Here is a 15,800-nt window from a genome sequence, read left to right as displayed (position 1 = left end):
CGACCAGCGCGGTTTCATGGTCAGGCGGAGCTGGATGATCTCGTGAACACGCGCATCGCTATTGAGTCACTCGCGATCGACCAAGCATGCAAGCGCCGCACGCCGGCTTGGGAGGAGCAAATGTTGCTCGCGTTTCACCGGCTGTCCCGAACACCCCGGTCCGCAACGCCCGAGTCCTACGAAGAAAACCCTGAGTGGGAAAGGCTGCATCGGGACTTTCATCGCGTACTGCTTTCAGGCTGCGGCTCCGAGTTGCTCCTGAACTTTTGCGAGCAGCTCTATGACCGCGCCTACCGCTTCCGCCAGTTGGCCGCGCGCACGGCCTACAAGCGGCGCAACGAACTGGACGAGCACCGGGCGATCTTCGATGCGGTTCTGGGGGGTCGCGAGGAGGAAGCCAAAAAATTGCTCGCGGCACATTACCGCCGCACTGCCAGCATCTTTGAACAGGGCACGGCCGCCGCGATCTAGCACTCACCGGTTGATCAGCCGTGCCCCAGCTCGCTGCGGCGCTCCATCAACAGGTCGCGGAACTTCTGCGCTGCCGGGGACAGCGAACGGTCGGCATGGAAGACCAGCACCACTTCACGTTTGACCACAGGCCGCACGATCGGGCGCATGGTGAGACCCAGCGCATCGACCACGCGCCGCATCGAGGTGGTGAGCACGCCCACGCCCAGCCCGCCTTCGACCATTCCGAGGATGGTCATGGGCAGCGAGACTTCATAGGTGAAGGGCAGGGACACGCCGTCGCGTGCCAGCGCAAAGTCCATCTGCTCGCGCACCGGGTTGCCGGGACGCGGACCGATCAGCGGCACGCTGCGCAGCTCTTTCCAGGTGATTTCCTCGGCGCGCGCCAGTGGATGGTCCGTCGGGAGGATGGCGTGGAAGGTCTCCGACCACAGCAGGCGCATGCCCAGGTCATGGCGCGCACCGAACGCAGTGCCCAGGCCGAAATCCACATCACCAGCGCGGACCATGTTGAGCACTTCTTCCTGCACCACGTCGTGCATCACGACCCGCACGCCAGGATTGCGATCGCAGAACTCCCGGATCAGGCGCGGCATGACCAGTGCCGCCTGCACCGATGAAACCGCCAGCGAGACGCGCCCGCGCCCCAGCGTCTTGAGTTGTGCGGAACTGCCGATCACGCTGTCGAGGTCGGCCACGGCCTTGCGTGCGAGCGGAAGGATCTCGGCGCCGGCATCGGTGAGGCGCAGCATCCGCGTGTGCCGATCGAACAGGCGCAACTCCAGGTTGGCTTCGAGCTCACGCACGAGCGTGCTCACCGTGGATTGCGTGAGATTGAGCGCGTCCCCCGCGCGGGTGAAATGCTGCGCCTCGGCAACCGCGATGAAGGCGCGCAACTGGCGCAGGGTGACGTTCATGGATTCATGGAGTAGTTCAATGAATATATAAGGATTCGGCCATTTATCAAATGATTTGGGCCTGCCACTATGCGTCGCATGCCCGTGGCGGAAAAGGCTTCGCCGGGTTGGTGTTCCGCGTTCTCAGGAGCCCACGATGTCCAAGTCTCGCCAGGCGTCACTGCGCAGCCAGCCAGTCGCACAGCAACTCAAGCTGTGCCCGCTCCGCCGCCAACTCCGCCGCCTGCACCTGCGCCCTGACGGCGTCCCGGCGATCCGCATCGGCTTTCACGGACTTCATCGCCCGGTGCAGCGCGCGCAGCGGCTGCACGATTTGCTCACGCCATGTGCGCACCAGGGCCTCCGCTTCGCGCAATGCGGGCTCATCCAACGCTTGGCCCCGGTCGGCGGCCCAGCAGCAGAAGAGGTGCAGCACCACGTCCAGACCTTCCTCGTCCTGGCGCCGCAGCAGCTCCCGCGCCGCACCGGGCTGGGCGTAGGCGCGGACGATGTAATCCCAGGCGTCGTCATGGATCATGGCGCTCGCGAGTATGCGGCAGCCTGACCGCATGAACAGCCGGGCATCCGCCATGACCACGCCACGCCGACTCATCGTCGCCATCACGGGCGCATCGGGATTCGTCTACGGCCACCGCTTGCTGCAACTGCTGCAGCCGCTGGACATCGAGGTGCACCTGATCGTCAGCCGCGCAGCACAACTCACGATGGCGTGCGAGACCCAACTGCATCTCTCGGACGTCACCGCACTGGCCGACAAGGTGCACAAGAACGAAGACATCGGCGCCTGCGTGGCCAGCGGGTCCTACCGCACGCTGGGCATGATCGTGGCGCCATGCTCGATGAAAACGCTGGCCGAGATCGCCTCGGGCACCGGCGGCACGCTGGTCGCCCGCGCGGCCGACGTGATGCTCAAGGAGCGCCGCCGCCTGGTGCTGCTGGCGCGCGAGACGCCGCTCACGCTGGTGCACCTGCGAAACATGACGACGGTCACCGAGATGGGCGCCATCGTCGCGCCGCCGGTGCCGGCCTTCTACGCGCAACCGCGCGACCTCGAGCAGATGGTGGACCACACGCTGGGCCGCGTGCTCGACCTGTTCGACATCGACGTCGGCGCAGTCAGGCGCTGGACGGGGCCCGCTTCGGGGCGTTCCTTCGACGAAGCAAATTCAACCTCCTCTTGACCATGAAGTACTTCGACTATGCGGAGCCGGCCACGCTGCATGAGGCCATGGGCCTGTTGCATGCGGGCGGCGGCCAGGCGAGCCTGATGGCGGGTGGCACCGACCTGATGGTGCAGATGAAGGAGCACGTGCGCTCGCCAGCGCGCGTCATCAACATCAAGAAGATCCCGGGCATGGACGACTTCGGATTCGATCCGAAGTCGGGATTGACGCTGGGCGCGCTGGTCACGGTGCGCCAGGTCGAGACCGCGCCCGTCACGCTGCAGCACTACGCCAGCCTCGCAAAGGCCAGCACCGACTTTGCATCCATCCAGGTGCGCAACCGGGCCACGGTTGTGGGCAACGTGTGCCGCGCCTCGCCGTCGGCGGACACGCTGCCGCCGCTGATTGCGGACGGCGCCATGCTGCGCATTGAAGGTCCTGCAGGCAGGCGCGAATGCCGCGTCGAGGACTTCTGCATCGGCCCCGGCCGTACCGCGCTCGGAGCAGGCGAGATCGTGACGCACATCCTCATTCCCGCTCCACTGCCGGGCACCGGCAAGGTCTACATCAAACACGGCCGGCGCGCGCAGATGGAACTGGCCACCGTGGGTGTCGCGGTAACCCTGACCCTGCAGGACGCCACCTGCACTGGCATCGCGATCGTGTTGGCCGCTGTGGCACCCACGCCGCTGCGAGCGGTTCGCGCCGAGGCGCTGCTGCGCGGCCAGCCGCTGACCACCGAACGGATCGCCGCCGCCGCGCAGGCCGCCGGCGAGGAGGCACGCCCCATCGGGGACGTGCGCGGCAGTGCCGATTACCGGCGCGAGATGGTGCGCGTGCTCAGCCGCCGCGCAATCGAACAAGCCGTCGAGGAGCTCGCATGAAAAGCATCGTGACATTCACCGTCAATGGCGAGGAGCGCGAGATTGCGGTCGAGCCGAACCGCAGCCTGCTGGACGCGCTGCGTTGCGAGACGGGTTTGACCGGCACCAAGAAGGGCTGCGACGTCGGCGAGTGCGGCTCCTGCACCGTCGTGATGAACGGCAAGCCGGTCAACTCCTGCCTGGTGCTGGCACTGGAGGCGCAGGGCGCCACGCTCACCACCATTGAAGGCGTGCAGTGCTCGGCCGACACACTGCACCCGCTGCAGGAGAACTTCATGCGCTGCGGGGCGGCGCAATGCGGCTTCTGCACGCCGGGAATCATCATGGCGGCCAAGGCGCTGCTGGACGAGAACCCGGCGCCCACCACCGACGAGATCCGATTCGCGATCGCCGGCAACATCTGCCGCTGCACCGGCTACACCAAGATCATCCAGGCCATTGCCGAGACGGCGCAGGGGGTGCGGTCATGAACAAGCCCACTGTCGAGCATGGCGTCGTCGGTCGCAGCGTCAAGCGCACCGATCTGCTGGGCAAGGTGACCGGCGAGGCCAAATATGCGGGCGACTTCTCGTGGCCCGGCATGCTTTACGGGCGCATCAAGCGCTCCAATGTGGCGCATGCGCGCATCGTGCGCATCGACGCGAGCCGTGCGCTGGCGCTGCCGGGCGTGAAGGCGGTGCTCACGCATGAGAACGTGCCGCGCGTGCTGCATGCGGGCTCGCCCCACCCGCGTTCGGCTTCGGTCACCTGCGACCAGTACATCCTGGACGATCGCGTTCGCTACTGGGGAGAGGGCGTGGCGGCAGTGGCTGCGACCACCGAGGAGATCGCCGAGGCCGCGCTCGATCTGATCGAGGTGGAGTACGAGGAATTGCCGGCGGTGTTCGATGTGCAGGAGGCGCAGCGCCCCGAATCGCCCGCCATTCACGACCGCGGCTTCGGGCACAACCTGGTGCTGGCGCCGCAGGTGTTCGAGCGCGGAGACGTGGCGCAAGGTTTTGCCGAAGCCGACTTCGTGATCGAAGGCGAGTACGAGGGAGGCCGCCCGACGCCGGCCTACATGGAGCCGAACGTCTGCGCCTGCCAGTGGGACGGCAACGGCAACCTCACCGTGTGGATCTCCACGCAGACCGCCTTCATGGTGCGCGGCATCATGGCCGAGGTGCTGGGCCTGCCGCTGTCCAAGGTGCGGGTGCTGGTGGATCACATGGGCGGCGGCTTCGGCGCCAAGCAGGACTTGTTTCAGCACGAGTTTCTCTGCGCGCTGCTCGCGAAAGCGACGCGCCGACCGGTGCGCATGGAGTTCACGCGCGAAGAGACCTTCCTGGGCGGTCGTTCGCGCCACCCGATGCGCATCTGGCTGAAGCAGGGCTTTCGCAAGGACGGCACGATCACCGCACGCCAGGCCCGCCTGGTCTACAACTCCGGCGCCTATGGCTCGCATGGGCCCGGTGTCACCATCGTCGGCACGTCATCGCTGGTGTCGCTGTATCGCTGCCCCAATGTGCATCTCGAAGGCCGCTGCGTCTACACCAACAGCCCGATCGCCGGCGCGTTTCGCGGCTACGGCGTGGTACAGGCCTACTACGCGCTGGACATCCAGATGGATGAAGCAGCCGAAGCCCTGGGCATGGACCCGGCCGAGCTGAAGCTGAAGAACGCCGTCGGTGAGGGCGACATCGCTCCGTCCAACCACCCGCTGATCGGCCACGGCCTGGAGGATTGCATTCGGCACGGACGCGAGCGCGTGGGCTGGCCCGCAGTGCGCCGCTATGCCCGCGACAAGGGCGTGCTCAAGACGGGCTGGGGCATCGGCTGCGAAATGCATGGCAGCAGTGCCTATCCCGGCATCAAGGAGCAGGGCAACGCGATCGTCAAGATGAACGAGGACGGCACGGTGGTGCTGCTCACGGGCACGGCAGGCCTGGGGACCGGCGCGCACACGGCCCTGTCGCAGATCGTCGCTGAAGAGCTGGGCGTGTCCTTCGACCGCGTGAGCTGCGTTCATGGAGACACCGATGTGGTGCCATGGGACATCGGCGCCTTCGCGAGCCACACGACCTACATGGGCGGACGCGCCGCGCAGATGGCCGCTGCGAAGGTGAAGGCCGAACTTCTGGAGCGTGCCGCCATGCTGATGCAAGTGGCGGAATCGGCAGCCGACGAGCTGGAGGTGCGCGAGGACCACGTGTTCGTTCGCAACCACCCTGACCACCGCATGAGCATCAAGGACGTCGTGGGCCCCCGCAAAGGCATCCCCGCAGCCCAGTTCGTCGGCAGCGCCACCTACCACCCGACCAAGTCCTATTCCTTCGCCGCGCATTTCGTGGAGGTGGAAGTCGACACCGAGACCGGTCGCATTGGCGTGCGCCGCGTGGTGCCTGTGCACGAGGTCGGCAAGGTCATCCACCCGGTGGGCGCGGCCGGGCAGATCGAGGGCGGAATCCAGCAGGGCATCGGCCATGCGCTGTACGAGGACTACCAGATCGACATGAAGACAGGCCGCTCGCTGAACGCCAACTTCGTCGACTACAAGATGCCGCTGTCGATGGACATGCCGCCGATCGAGACAGTGCTCCTCGAAACCGCGCCCGACCCGGGCGGCCCGTTCGGTGCCAAGGGCGTCGGCGAAGACCCGATCGTCGCCATCGGGCCGGCCATCGCCAATGCCATCTACGACGCCATCGGCGTGCGCTTTCGCCATTACCCCATCAAGCCCGAACAGGTGCTGCAGGCGCTGCGCGAGAAGCAGCAGATCCAAACCGAAGAAGGAGTGTCCGCATGACCACCCCCGTCCAACGCCCGGTGCCCGTCACCATCCTCACGGGCTTTCTGGGAGCCGGCAAGACCACGCTGCTCAACCACATCTTGACCGAGCGCCACGGCCATCGCATCGCGGTGATCGAGAACGAGTTCGGCGAAGTCGACGTGGACTCCGACCTCGTGCTGGCTTCGGAAGAAGAGATCTTCCAGGTAGCCAACGGTTGCATTTGCTGCGTCGTCGACGTGCGCAACGACCTCGTCAAGATCCTTCAGAAGCTGCTGGAACGCAAGGATCAGTTCGACCACATCCTGGTCGAGACCAGCGGCCTCGCCGATCCCACGCCGGTTGCCGCGACCTTCTTCATGGACAACGAAGTCGCGAAGAAGGTGGTGCTCGACGGCGTGGTGGCGCTCGTCGATGCGCTGCACGTGCAGCCGCACCTGGACGACCCGGCGCTTGCCAATCATGACAACCAGGCGGTCACGCAATTGGTGGTGGCCGACCGCATCCTGCTCAACAAGACAGACCTCGTCGATGCGGCACAGCTGGATGCCCTGGAAGCACGCATCCGCATGCTGAACGGCAGCGCGCCGATCCTGCGCACGGCCCACGCCAATGTGGACCTGTCGATGATCCTCGGGCTGCAGTCCTTCGAGTCGGACGCGCTGTCGATGACCGATCCGCACTTCATGGAAAAGGCGCACGGGCACGACGATGGACATCACCATGGAGATGTCCATGTCTGCGACGCGCAATGCGAGCACGACCATCTCCCGCATTCGCCCACCCACACGCACGACCCATCGGTCAGTTCCGTCTCCTTCACCTTCGACCGCCCGTTCGACGCCGAACGCCTGCAGCGCTCCCTGCACGAATTGCTCGCCATCCGCGGCGACGACATCTTCCGCGTGAAGGGGATCCTGCATGTGCAAGGCGACGAGCGTCGCCACGTGCTGCAGGGCGTGCACCGTCTGCTGGAACTCAAGCCTTCGCTGCCGTGGTGGGACGAGACGCCCGCCAGCAAGCTGGTCTTCATCGGCCGGCATCTCCAGGACCAGAAGCTGCGCGCGCGCCTCGAGGCCTGCCTGAGCACCGACGACGCCCCACCCGCATCCCCATTCCAAGAGGCGCTGGAAGCCGCCTGAAGCGCTTCAACTGCAACTTCGCAACGTTCGACAAGGAGACATCACCCATGATCATCGACATCAGCTGCTACCCCACCGACCAGGTCGACCTGGCCTGGTGGCACGACGGCGAGGCCTACACCGCCGATCGCCTGCTGGCGACGATGGACGGACCCTACTGGGTCAACGGCAAGCCGCGGCGCATCGACAAGGCCTTCATCCAGCCGCCGCAGGGCAACACCATCTACACCTGGACCGATGGCGACAAGTCAGGGCGGCAGTCCATCGACGACTACATGGCCTACACGCTCAAGTGCGTGCAGGAGCACCCCGATCGCTTCATCGGCTGCTTCGTCTACAACCCGCGCTGTGGCGTGAAGAATGGCGTGGAGGCGATCGAGCGCTACGTCAAGGAGCACGGTTTCAAGATGGTGCAGATGCAGGCCAACATGCACGCCTATCGGCCCGACCGCGCGCTCGACTGGGTGCGGCCCGCATTCGAAAAGTGCGCGGAACTGGGCGTGCCCGTGAAGCTGCACACCGGCGACGGCCCCTACAGCATCCCCACGGAATGGGTGCCGATGATCAAGGAGTTCCCGAGCGTGAACTTCATCATGGCGCACTTCGGCGTGCAGACCGGCGGGGTGTATTGCTTCGAACCCTTCCAGTGGGCGATGGAACTGCCCAACGTGTTCTGCGAATCGGGCTGGTGCCTGCAATCGCGCATCGTCGAATTCGCCAAGGTGCTGCCGAAGAACAAGATCATCTTCGGCACCGACACGCCGCCGAACGAGCCCGGGATGTGGCTGCGGCTGCTGGAGGTGCTCTGCACCAACCCGCCGCAGGGCCTGAACCTGGACGAGGAAACGCTCGAGGACTACCTGGGCAACAACATCGCCCGCATGGTCGGCCTCGAGGCCACACCCGCGCCTCGCAGCTTCGAGGAGGCCTGCAAGCACCTGGGCCGGAAGATCGATCCGCAGCCCGTGATCGCCCTGTACTGAAAGAAGAGAAGCCGGAGACGACAACATGATCATCGACACCCACCTGCACCCCACCAACCTCGTCGACGAGGCCTGGCGCCACACGGGCACGCCCTTCAACGGCGAGCGCATGCTCAAGCTCATGGACGGCCCCTACATGATCAACGGCAAGCCGCGCCGCATCGACATGGGCTTCATCCAGCCGCCGCCGGGCAACACCGGCTACAGGGACGGCAATCGCCGCGGGCGCGAAGGCATTCGCGACTACATGGCCTACATCGCCGAGCTCACGCAGAAGTACCCGGACCGCTTCATCGGCAACTTCACGTACAACCCGCGTTGGGGTCCCGAGAACGGCGCGGCGGAGATCGAATTCCATCACAAGGAATACGGCTTCAAGATGATCAAGCTGCACGCCAACATGCATGGCTACCGGCCCGATCGCGCCCTGGAGTGGCTTCGCCCGGCCATGAAGGTGTGCGCCAAGTACAACATCGTGGTGCTGATCCACACGGGCGACGGCCCCTTCACCATCCCGACGATGTTCTATCCGATCATCCGCGAGTTCCCGATGGTGAACTTCGTCATCGCGCACTTCGGCATCCAGACCGGCGGCAACTACTCGTTCGAGACCTTCTGGATGGCGATGGACACGCCCAACGTGTACGTCGAATCGGGCTGGTGCTTCCAGGCGCGCATCGCCGAGTTCGCCAAGGAGTTGCCGCGCCACAAGCTGGTGTTCGGCACCGACAGCCCACCCAACGAACCCGGCATGTGGTTGCGCGAACTCGAGATGCTCTGCCGGCCCGCGCCCCATGGCATCGGCATCGACGAGGACACGCTGGAGGACTATCTCGGCAACAACATCGCCCGCCTGGTGGGCATCGAGACCACCTCGCCGCCGCGCAGCCTCAACGAAGCCAAGCTGCGTCTGCTCGACACCTACGGCCGGCCCGCGAAATGAACCACCGCCCCGATCCGCGCGCTGCGGATCTGGCCGGCAGCGGCCAGGACCTGCATCGCTTCGTCGACGCCTATCGCGCGTTGTATGCGGAGGACGTGCTCACGGTGAAAGAGCCGGCAAGCGCCGATCAGGACGTTACCGCTGCGGTCTGGGCGCTGGCCGCGCGAGGTCGTCATCCGGCGCTGGTGTTCGAGCGGGTGGAGGGCCTGAGAGGCTTTCAGGGACCGCTCGTGACGAACCTTTTCGCGTCCCGCGAGCGGGTAGGGCGCATGCTGGGCGGCGTGCCTGCCGCCGGCATCCACGCCGAGTACCAGGCGCGCAGTCGCCGCAGGGTGGCCCCGCGCGAGGTGCAATCCGGCGCGGCGACGGAAGTGGTGCACACCGGGGGCTTCGACCTGGCGAGCGTGCCGGCGATCCGGCACTTCGCCACAGACCGGGGCGCCTACATCACCAACGCGGTGGTGATTGCCGAAGACCGCGAAGCCGGCATCGGCAATGTGAGCTACCACCGATCGATGGTGCATTCGCCGCAGGAGATCGCCACCAGCCTGCATTCGCGCGGTCACCTCTGGCGCATGCTGCAGGCCAGCGCCGAGCGCGGCAAGCCGCTGCCCGTCGCGATGGTGATCGGCGCGCATCCGCTGTTCATGCTCGCCGCCGCCGCGCGGCTGCCTTACGGCGTCGACGAGCGGGAAGTGGCCGGCGGCCTCTTCGGTGCGCCGCTGGAGGTCGTGCGCACGCCGCGCCACGGCATCGCGGTGCCTGCGCATGCGGAGTTCGTCCTGGAAGGCGAGATCGATCCGCAGGCGCACGCCGAAGAGGGGCCTTTCGGCGAGTTCACCGGCTATTCGTCCGATCGTTCCACCAACAACTTGCTGCGCGTGCAGACGCTCATGCGCCGCAAGAACGCATGGCTGCTGGATGTGGTGGGCGGCAACTCGGCCGAGCACCTCAACCTCGGGCGCATCCCGCGCGAATCGGAAATGGTGGAAAAGCTCAAGGAGCGCTTTCCCGGCGTGACGGCGGTGCACTACCCCAGCTCGGGCACGCACTTCCACGCGTACGTGGCGCTGCGCCAGAGCCGGCCGGGCGAGGCGCGGCAGGTGATGCTGGGCCTGCTGGGTTGGGACCCGTACCTGAAGACGGTGGTTGCAGTGGACGAGGACGTGGACATCACGCGCGACGAAGAGGTGCTGTGGGCCATCGCCACCCACCTCCAGCCGCATCTCGACGTGGTGGTGGTCGACGGGCTGCCCGGCAGCGCGCTGGACCCCTCCGCCTCGGGCGTCGGCACCACATCGCGCATGGGGCTGGACGCGACGCGCGGCCCCGACTTCGACGGCGTGCGCGCCCGCATCGACGAGGCCGCCATGGCGCGTGCCGAATCGCTGCTGGCGCACAGCGCAGGAGCGTGGGCCGCCTGAGCGGCCTGCACAACGGCTCGGCCGTGCGGCTCGACGGGTGCGCCAGACGCCCGCGTGCCGGCCACGGATGGATTGCACCGAAAGAGACACGGAGACAAGACATGACGAACGCCACGAATACGATCGATGCGCCGCAGGTGCATCCCGTCGACGAAATCCTCCCGCTGCACAAGATGGCCGCGCTGGGCCTGCAGCATGTGCTGGTGATGTATGCCGGCGCCATCGCGGTGCCGCTGATCATCGGCGGCGCGCTCAAGCTGCCCAAGGACGACATTGCCTTTCTCATCGCAGCGGATCTCTTCTGCTGCGGCATCGTCACCATCATCCAGAGCATGGGAATCGGCAAGGTCGGCATCCGCCTGCCGATGATGATGGGCGTCACCTTCACCGCCATCGCGCCCATCATTGCCACGGGCTCCAATCCTGATTTGGGCATGCGGGCGGTGTTCGGGTCCGTCATCGTGGCGGGGGTCTTCACGCTGCTCGTGGCACCCTACATCGGCCGCATGGTGCGATGGTTTCCGCCGGTGGTCACCGGTTCGGTCGTGCTGATCATCGGCATCTCGCTCATGCGCGTGGGCATCAACTGGGCGGCCGGCGGCAATCCGACCATCAACGGGCCGTCGGGGCCCATGCCCAACCCGGCGTACGGCGTGCCGATGCACATCGCCATCTCCGGGCTCGTGCTGTTGATCATCCTGGCCATCGTGGCGTGGTGTCGGGGCTTCCTGGCGAACATCGCCGCACTGGTGGGCATCGGGGTCGGCTTCTGCATCGCTGCGGCCCTGGGTGGGGTCAGCTTCGCCGGCATGGCGGACGCGCAGTGGGTGCGCGTGATCACGCCTTTTCACTTCGGGTTGCCCACACTGGACGCGATGACCGCCATCACCATGTGCGTGGTGATGCTGGTGATCATGATCGAGGGCGTGGGCCAGTTCCTGGCGCTGAGCGAGGTGGTCGGCAAGCCGCTGAACGCAGACGACATCGCGCGCGGCCTGCGTGCGGACGGCGTCGGCGCCATCGTCGGCGGCATCTTCAACACCTTCACCTACACCTCCTATGCGCAAAACGTGGGGCTGGTGCAGGTCACCGGTGTTCGCAGCCGCTGGGTGTGCGTGACGGCCGGCGCCATGCTGATCGTGCTCGGTTGCCTGCCCAAACTGGCTTTCGTGGCCGCATCGGTGCCGCAGTACGTGCTTGGAGGCGCCGCGCTGGTGATGTTCGGCATGGTGGCGGCCGCGGGCATTCGCATCCTCAGTCACGTCGATTTCGTCGGCAACTGCAGGAACGCCTACGTGGTGGCGCTGAGCCTCGGCCTGGGCATGATCCCGCTGCTGGCCGACCGCTTCTTCTCGCAACTGCCCGATCTGCTCGCCAAGTTCTGCCAGAACGGCATCCTGCTGGGCACGCTGTCGGCAGTGCTGCTGAACCTGATGCTCAACGGGCGCGATCGTGCGGCCGAGGCCGAGCCGCAGCAGCAACTGCGCGAGGCCGTCTGAGATGGCCGCGCCGCAATTGCAGCTTTGCGGCATCCGCAAGGTCTACGGGCCGGTGGTCGCCAACGACGGCATCGATCTTTCGGTGCAGCCCGGCGAGATTCACGCGGTGCTCGGCGAGAACGGCGCGGGCAAGTCCACGTTGATGAAGATCATCTATGGCGTCACCGCGCCGACTTCCGGCAGCATTCGGTGGCGCGGCGATGAAGTGCAGGTGGCGAGCCCGAGCCGTGCGCGCAGCCTGGGCATCGGGATGGTGTTCCAGCACTTCCAGCTCTTCGAGACGCTCACGGTCGTACAGAACGTTGCGCTGGCCTTGCCGGGTCGGCCCGACCTTCACGACCTGGCGACGCGCATCGATGCCGTCGGCCGTCGCTACGGCTTGCCGGTGGATCCGCGGCGCCTCGTGCATACGTTGTCTGTCGGTGAACGCCAGCGGGTGGAGATCGTTCGCTGCCTGCTGCAGAACCCGCGGCTCCTGATCATGGACGAGCCCACTTCGGTGTTGACTCCGCAAGCGGTGCGAAAGCTGTTCGAGACCCTGCGTCAACTTTCGGGCGAAGGCTGCAGCATCCTCTACATCAGCCACAAGCTCGATGAGGTCCGTGAGCTCTGCCACAGCGCGACGGTGCTGCGCGGCGGCCGCGTGACGGGGCACTGCACGCCCTCGCGCGAGACGCCGGCCTCGATGGCCAGGATGATGATCGGCAAGCAGCTCGTCGGCTGCGAGCGCGGGCAAGCGACTGCCGTGGGCGAAGTCCGCCTGTCGCTGCGGCTCAGCCGGCCGGCGCCGCACGCTTTCGGCACCGCGCTGCACGAAGTCTCGCTCGATGTGAAGGGGGGCGAGATCGTCGGCATTGCGGGCGTCTCGGGCAACGGGCAGCAGGAGTTGCTTCGCGCCATCTCCGGCGAAGCGCCGTTGCCCACTGGCTCGTCATGCATGGTGTGCCTTGTCGGAAAGCCCGTGGGCCATCTGGGCAGCGCAGCGCGGCGGGCTCGCGGGCTGGGCTTCGTGCCTGAGGAACGTCTGGGGCGTGGCGCGGTGCCGGGCATGAGCCTCGCCGACAACTTCCTGCTCACGGCGCATCGGCAGGGGCTGTTGCGCCATGGACTGATCCGGCGCGAGGCAGTACGCGAGTTCGCGCGGCGCTGCATCGATCGCTTCAACGTCAAGTGCTCCGGTGCGCAGGCGCCCGCCAACTCCCTCTCGGGCGGCAACCTGCAGAAGTTCATCGTCGGCCGTGAACTGCTGCAGCAGCCACGGGTGCTGGTCGCGGCGCAGCCCACCTGGGGCGTGGACGTCGGCGCCGCGGCCTTCATCCGCCAGCAGCTCGTGGCACTGCGCGACGCGGGTGCCGCAGTGCTGGTGGTATCGGAGGAACTGGAGGAGCTTTTCGAGGTGTGCGACCGCATCGCCGTGATCGCCAACGGCCGTCTTTCGCCCGCCGTGCCGACCCACCAAACGGATGCGCAAACCATCGGCCTGTGGATGAGCGGCATGTGGCCCGAAGGCAGCGCCGCAGCGGCAGCATCGTGTGCCACGAACGGCTCGGAAGAGGAGGTGCGCCATGTGGCCTAGGCTGGAAGTGCGTCCCGAGTCCTCGCGCCTCATGCGATGGCTTTCACCGCTGCTGGCGGTGCTGCTCACGCTGGCGGGCGGCCTGGCGCTGTTCGCAGCATTGGGGCAGAACCCGCTTCACGGCCTGCGCGTCTACTTTCTCGCGCCGCTGGGCGACTTGTATGGCTGGAGCGAACTGTTGCTCAAGGCAACGCCGCTGATGCTGATCGGCCTGGGCCTGGCGGCGGGATTTCGTGCGGGCGTCTGGAACATCGGCGCCGAGGGCCAGTTCATCGTGGGCGCGTTGTTCGCCACCGGCGTGGGCCTCCAAGTCGGCGACCATGCCGCACCGTGGGCGCTTCCGGTGATGGTGCTGGCGGGCGCACTGGGCGGCGCACTGTGGGCCGCCATTCCGGCATGGCTGCGCAACCGGTGGGGCACCAACGAGATCCTCGTGTCGCTGATGCTGGTCTATGTCGCGCAACTGATGGCTTCATGGCTGGTGTACGGGCCGTGGAAGGACCCGAACGGCTACAACTTTCCGCAAACGCGCAGCTTCGGAGACAGTGCCCTGCTGCCCGTGCTCGTCGAAGGCACACGCCTGCACGCGGGCTTTCTGCTCGCGCTGGTGATGCTTGCGGCCGGCTATGTGTTCCTGCAGCGCAGCTTCCAGGGCTTCCAGATGCAGGTGGGCGGGCAGGCGGCCGATGCGGCGCGCTATGCGGGCTTCTCGGCCCGGCGTGCCGTCTGGCTGGGGCTGCTGATCGGCGGCGGCCTGGCGGGCGTTGCCGGCATGACCGAGGTGGCCGGCCCCATGGGCCAGCTCACGGCGCAGATCTCGGCCGGCTACGGCTTCGCGGCGATCATCGTCGCCTTCGTTGGCCGTCTGCACCCGGTAGGCATCTTCTTCGCGAGCCTGCTGATGGCGCTGCTCTTCCTGGGCGGAGAACAGGCGCAGCAGCAGTTGAACCTGCCTTCTTCGATCTCGAAGGTGTTCCAGGGCATGTTGCTGTTCTTCCTCCTGGCTTCGGAGCTGTTCATCGGCTATCGGCTGCGCTGGGAGCGCAGCGCATGGAAGGAGCGGGTATGGATGCGTCGCTGATTTCGTCGGTGGTGGCGGCCACGCTGGTCGCGGGCACGCCGCTCATCATCGTGGCCGTCGGCGAGCTCGTCGTCGAGCGCTCGGGCGTGCTCAACCTGGGTGCCGAAGGCATGATGGCGGTCGGCGCAGTTGCGGCTTTCGCGGCGGCGCACGGCGGGTCCGGCCCCTGGACCGCAGCGGCAGTGGGAATGGCAGCGGGTTGCGTCATGTCGCTGATGTTCGGCTACCTGAGCCTGACGATGCAGGCCAACCAGGTCGCTTCGGGGCTCGCGCTCGCCATCTTCGGCGTGGGCCTGTCGGCCTTCCTGGGCAAGCCTTACGAATCGGCGCCGCTGAACGCGGTGCCGCCGTTGCGCGTCCCGGGCCTGGCCGATCTGCCGCTCGTGGGGCCGGCGCTGTTCAATCAGCCCGCACTGGTCTACGTGTCATGGGCACTGGTGGCCGGCGTGGCCTGGTTCCTCGACCGCAGCCGTCCGGGGCTCGTGCTGCGCGCGGTCGGCGAATCGCCTTCGGCCGCGCACGCGGTGGGCTATCCGGTGATCGCGATCCGCTATGCAGCCGTCGCCTTTGGCGGCGCCATGGCGGGACTGGGCGGTGCGTTCCTGTCGGTGTTCTACACGCCCCTATGGGCCGAGGGCATCGTGGCTGGCCGCGGCTGGATCGCGCTGGCGCTGGTGGTGTTCGCCACATGGCGGCCTTGGCGCGTGATGCTGGGGGCCTATCTGTTCGGCGGCGTGCTGGTGTCCCAGCTTTTCGTGCAGGGTTCCGGAATGTCGCTGGAGGTGCCTGCGCAGTGGCTCACGGCCCTGCCGTATCTGGCCACGATCGCGGTGCTGGTGCTGATCTCGCGCAACCCGGCCACCATCCGGCTCAACTCGCCAGCCTCTCTCGGACAGCCCTACCGGCCCGAGCGCTGAGCGCTTCTTTCGCTTGCTTTCCACAACCCAACG

15 protein-coding genes are annotated in these 15,800 nt (G+C 66.7%); 13 read left to right on the top strand and 2 right to left on the bottom strand.

All coding sequences use genetic code 11. The features are described 5' to 3' along the window. Window positions 1–42 precede the first annotated feature (42 nt). Complete coding sequence (locus AC1DMA_RS28365; RefSeq protein WP_478146229.1) at window positions 43–471, top strand: GntR family transcriptional regulator; 429 nt, start codon at window positions 43–45, stop codon at window positions 469–471. A 14-nt stretch (window positions 472–485) separates the two neighbouring features. Here the strand turns inward: AC1DMA_RS28365 and AC1DMA_RS28360 are convergent, their stop codons facing one another. Both AC1DMA_RS28360 and AC1DMA_RS28355 read right to left on the bottom strand, forming a co-directional pair. After that, window positions 486–1,388: a LysR family transcriptional regulator gene (locus AC1DMA_RS28360; protein WP_478146228.1), complete on the bottom strand. Its 903-nt coding sequence runs from the start codon at window positions 1,386–1,388 to the stop codon at window positions 486–488. Between the two features lie 157 nt (window positions 1,389–1,545). Then, window positions 1,546–1,905 carry a TIGR02444 family protein gene (locus AC1DMA_RS28355; protein WP_478146227.1) on the bottom strand — a complete coding sequence of 120 codons (360 nt, stop codon included), beginning with the start codon at window positions 1,903–1,905 and terminating at the stop codon, window positions 1,546–1,548. Window positions 1,906–1,957: 52 nt separating this feature from the next. Here AC1DMA_RS28355 and AC1DMA_RS28350 point away from each other — a divergent pair, with 52 nt between their 5' ends. The 12 genes from AC1DMA_RS28350 to AC1DMA_RS28295 all read left to right on the top strand — a co-directional run bounded on the left by AC1DMA_RS28350 (window position 1,958) and on the right by AC1DMA_RS28295 (window position 15,767). After that, on the top strand, window positions 1,958–2,569 hold the full coding sequence (locus tag AC1DMA_RS28350) for a UbiX family flavin prenyltransferase (protein WP_478146226.1): 612 nt from the start codon (window positions 1,958–1,960) through the stop codon (window positions 2,567–2,569). Between the two features lie 2 nt (window positions 2,570–2,571). Further along, window positions 2,572–3,435 (top strand): FAD binding domain-containing protein, encoded by an 864-nt coding sequence (locus AC1DMA_RS28345; RefSeq protein WP_478146250.1) that lies wholly within the window; start codon window positions 2,572–2,574, stop codon window positions 3,433–3,435. Further along, window positions 3,432–3,905 (top strand): (2Fe-2S)-binding protein, encoded by a 474-nt coding sequence (locus AC1DMA_RS28340; RefSeq protein ID WP_478127809.1) that lies wholly within the window; start codon window positions 3,432–3,434, stop codon window positions 3,903–3,905. The genes AC1DMA_RS28345 and AC1DMA_RS28340 overlap by 4 nt, the downstream gene beginning before the upstream one ends. Continuing rightward, window positions 3,902–6,220, top strand: a complete 2,319-nt coding sequence (locus tag AC1DMA_RS28335; RefSeq protein WP_478146225.1) for a xanthine dehydrogenase family protein molybdopterin-binding subunit — start codon at window positions 3,902–3,904, stop codon at window positions 6,218–6,220. Before AC1DMA_RS28340 ends, AC1DMA_RS28335 begins: the two co-directional genes overlap by 4 nt. Then, complete coding sequence (locus tag AC1DMA_RS28330) at window positions 6,217–7,344, top strand: CobW family GTP-binding protein (RefSeq protein ID WP_478146224.1); 1,128 nt, start codon at window positions 6,217–6,219, stop codon at window positions 7,342–7,344. The genes AC1DMA_RS28335 and AC1DMA_RS28330 overlap by 4 nt, the downstream gene beginning before the upstream one ends. A gap of 47 nt (window positions 7,345–7,391) precedes the next feature. Next, window positions 7,392–8,327, top strand: a complete 936-nt coding sequence (locus tag AC1DMA_RS28325) for an amidohydrolase family protein (protein WP_478146223.1) — start codon at window positions 7,392–7,394, stop codon at window positions 8,325–8,327. Between the two features lie 25 nt (window positions 8,328–8,352). Next, window positions 8,353–9,270 carry an amidohydrolase family protein gene (locus tag AC1DMA_RS28320; protein WP_478127813.1) on the top strand — a complete coding sequence of 306 codons (918 nt, stop codon included), beginning with the start codon at window positions 8,353–8,355 and terminating at the stop codon, window positions 9,268–9,270. Next, window positions 9,267–10,694 carry a UbiD family decarboxylase gene (locus AC1DMA_RS28315; RefSeq protein ID WP_478146222.1) on the top strand — a complete coding sequence of 476 codons (1,428 nt, stop codon included), beginning with the start codon at window positions 9,267–9,269 and terminating at the stop codon, window positions 10,692–10,694. Before AC1DMA_RS28320 ends, AC1DMA_RS28315 begins: the two co-directional genes overlap by 4 nt. A 101-nt stretch (window positions 10,695–10,795) precedes the next feature. Further along, the gene (locus AC1DMA_RS28310; RefSeq protein WP_478146221.1) at window positions 10,796–12,193 is read left to right on the top strand and encodes a nucleobase:cation symporter-2 family protein; all 1,398 of its coding nucleotides are present in this window, start codon (window positions 10,796–10,798) and stop codon (window positions 12,191–12,193) included. Window position 12,194: 1 nt separating this feature from the next. Further along, window positions 12,195–13,769, top strand: coding sequence for an ABC transporter ATP-binding protein (locus AC1DMA_RS28305; RefSeq protein ID WP_478146220.1), 1,575 nt, complete (start codon window positions 12,195–12,197; stop codon window positions 13,767–13,769). After that, entirely contained in the window at window positions 13,759–14,850 is a 1,092-nt protein-coding gene (locus AC1DMA_RS28300; RefSeq protein WP_478146219.1) for an ABC transporter permease, read from the top strand. Before AC1DMA_RS28305 ends, AC1DMA_RS28300 begins: the two co-directional genes overlap by 11 nt. After that, complete coding sequence (locus AC1DMA_RS28295; RefSeq protein ID WP_478146218.1) at window positions 14,835–15,767, top strand: ABC transporter permease; 933 nt, start codon at window positions 14,835–14,837, stop codon at window positions 15,765–15,767. The genes AC1DMA_RS28300 and AC1DMA_RS28295 overlap by 16 nt, the downstream gene beginning before the upstream one ends. Window positions 15,768–15,800 lie beyond the last annotated feature (33 nt).

The organism is Variovorax sp. 05N34, assembly GCF_056397405.1.
This window is presented reverse-complemented; position numbering and strand designations above follow the sequence as displayed.

What these genes read in the sequence shown, in the direction of transcription:
- AC1DMA_RS28345 (WP_478146250.1), top strand. Translation starts at nt 2,572, where the DNA reads ATGAAGTACTTCGACTATGCGGAGCCGGCCACGCTGCATGAGGCCATG.
- AC1DMA_RS28330 (WP_478146224.1), top strand. Translation starts at nt 6,217, where the DNA reads ATGACCACCCCCGTCCAACGCCCGGTGCCCGTCACCATCCTCACGGGC.
- AC1DMA_RS28340 (WP_478127809.1), top strand. Translation starts at nt 3,432, where the DNA reads ATGAAAAGCATCGTGACATTCACCGTCAATGGCGAGGAGCGCGAGATT.
- AC1DMA_RS28360 (WP_478146228.1), bottom strand. Translation starts at nt 1,388, where the DNA reads ATGAACGTCACCCTGCGCCAGTTGCGCGCCTTCATCGCGGTTGCCGAG.
- AC1DMA_RS28300 (WP_478146219.1), top strand. Translation starts at nt 13,759, where the DNA reads ATGTGGCCTAGGCTGGAAGTGCGTCCCGAGTCCTCGCGCCTCATGCGA.
- AC1DMA_RS28310 (WP_478146221.1), top strand. Translation starts at nt 10,796, where the DNA reads ATGACGAACGCCACGAATACGATCGATGCGCCGCAGGTGCATCCCGTC.
- AC1DMA_RS28335 (WP_478146225.1), top strand. Translation starts at nt 3,902, where the DNA reads ATGAACAAGCCCACTGTCGAGCATGGCGTCGTCGGTCGCAGCGTCAAG.
- AC1DMA_RS28295 (WP_478146218.1), top strand. Translation starts at nt 14,835, where the DNA reads ATGGATGCGTCGCTGATTTCGTCGGTGGTGGCGGCCACGCTGGTCGCG.
- AC1DMA_RS28320 (WP_478127813.1), top strand. Translation starts at nt 8,353, where the DNA reads ATGATCATCGACACCCACCTGCACCCCACCAACCTCGTCGACGAGGCC.
- AC1DMA_RS28315 (WP_478146222.1), top strand. Translation starts at nt 9,267, where the DNA reads ATGAACCACCGCCCCGATCCGCGCGCTGCGGATCTGGCCGGCAGCGGC.
- AC1DMA_RS28355 (WP_478146227.1), bottom strand. Translation starts at nt 1,905, where the DNA reads ATGATCCATGACGACGCCTGGGATTACATCGTCCGCGCCTACGCCCAG.
- AC1DMA_RS28325 (WP_478146223.1), top strand. Translation starts at nt 7,392, where the DNA reads ATGATCATCGACATCAGCTGCTACCCCACCGACCAGGTCGACCTGGCC.
- AC1DMA_RS28305 (WP_478146220.1), top strand. Translation starts at nt 12,195, where the DNA reads ATGGCCGCGCCGCAATTGCAGCTTTGCGGCATCCGCAAGGTCTACGGG.
- AC1DMA_RS28350 (WP_478146226.1), top strand. Translation starts at nt 1,958, where the DNA reads ATGACCACGCCACGCCGACTCATCGTCGCCATCACGGGCGCATCGGGA.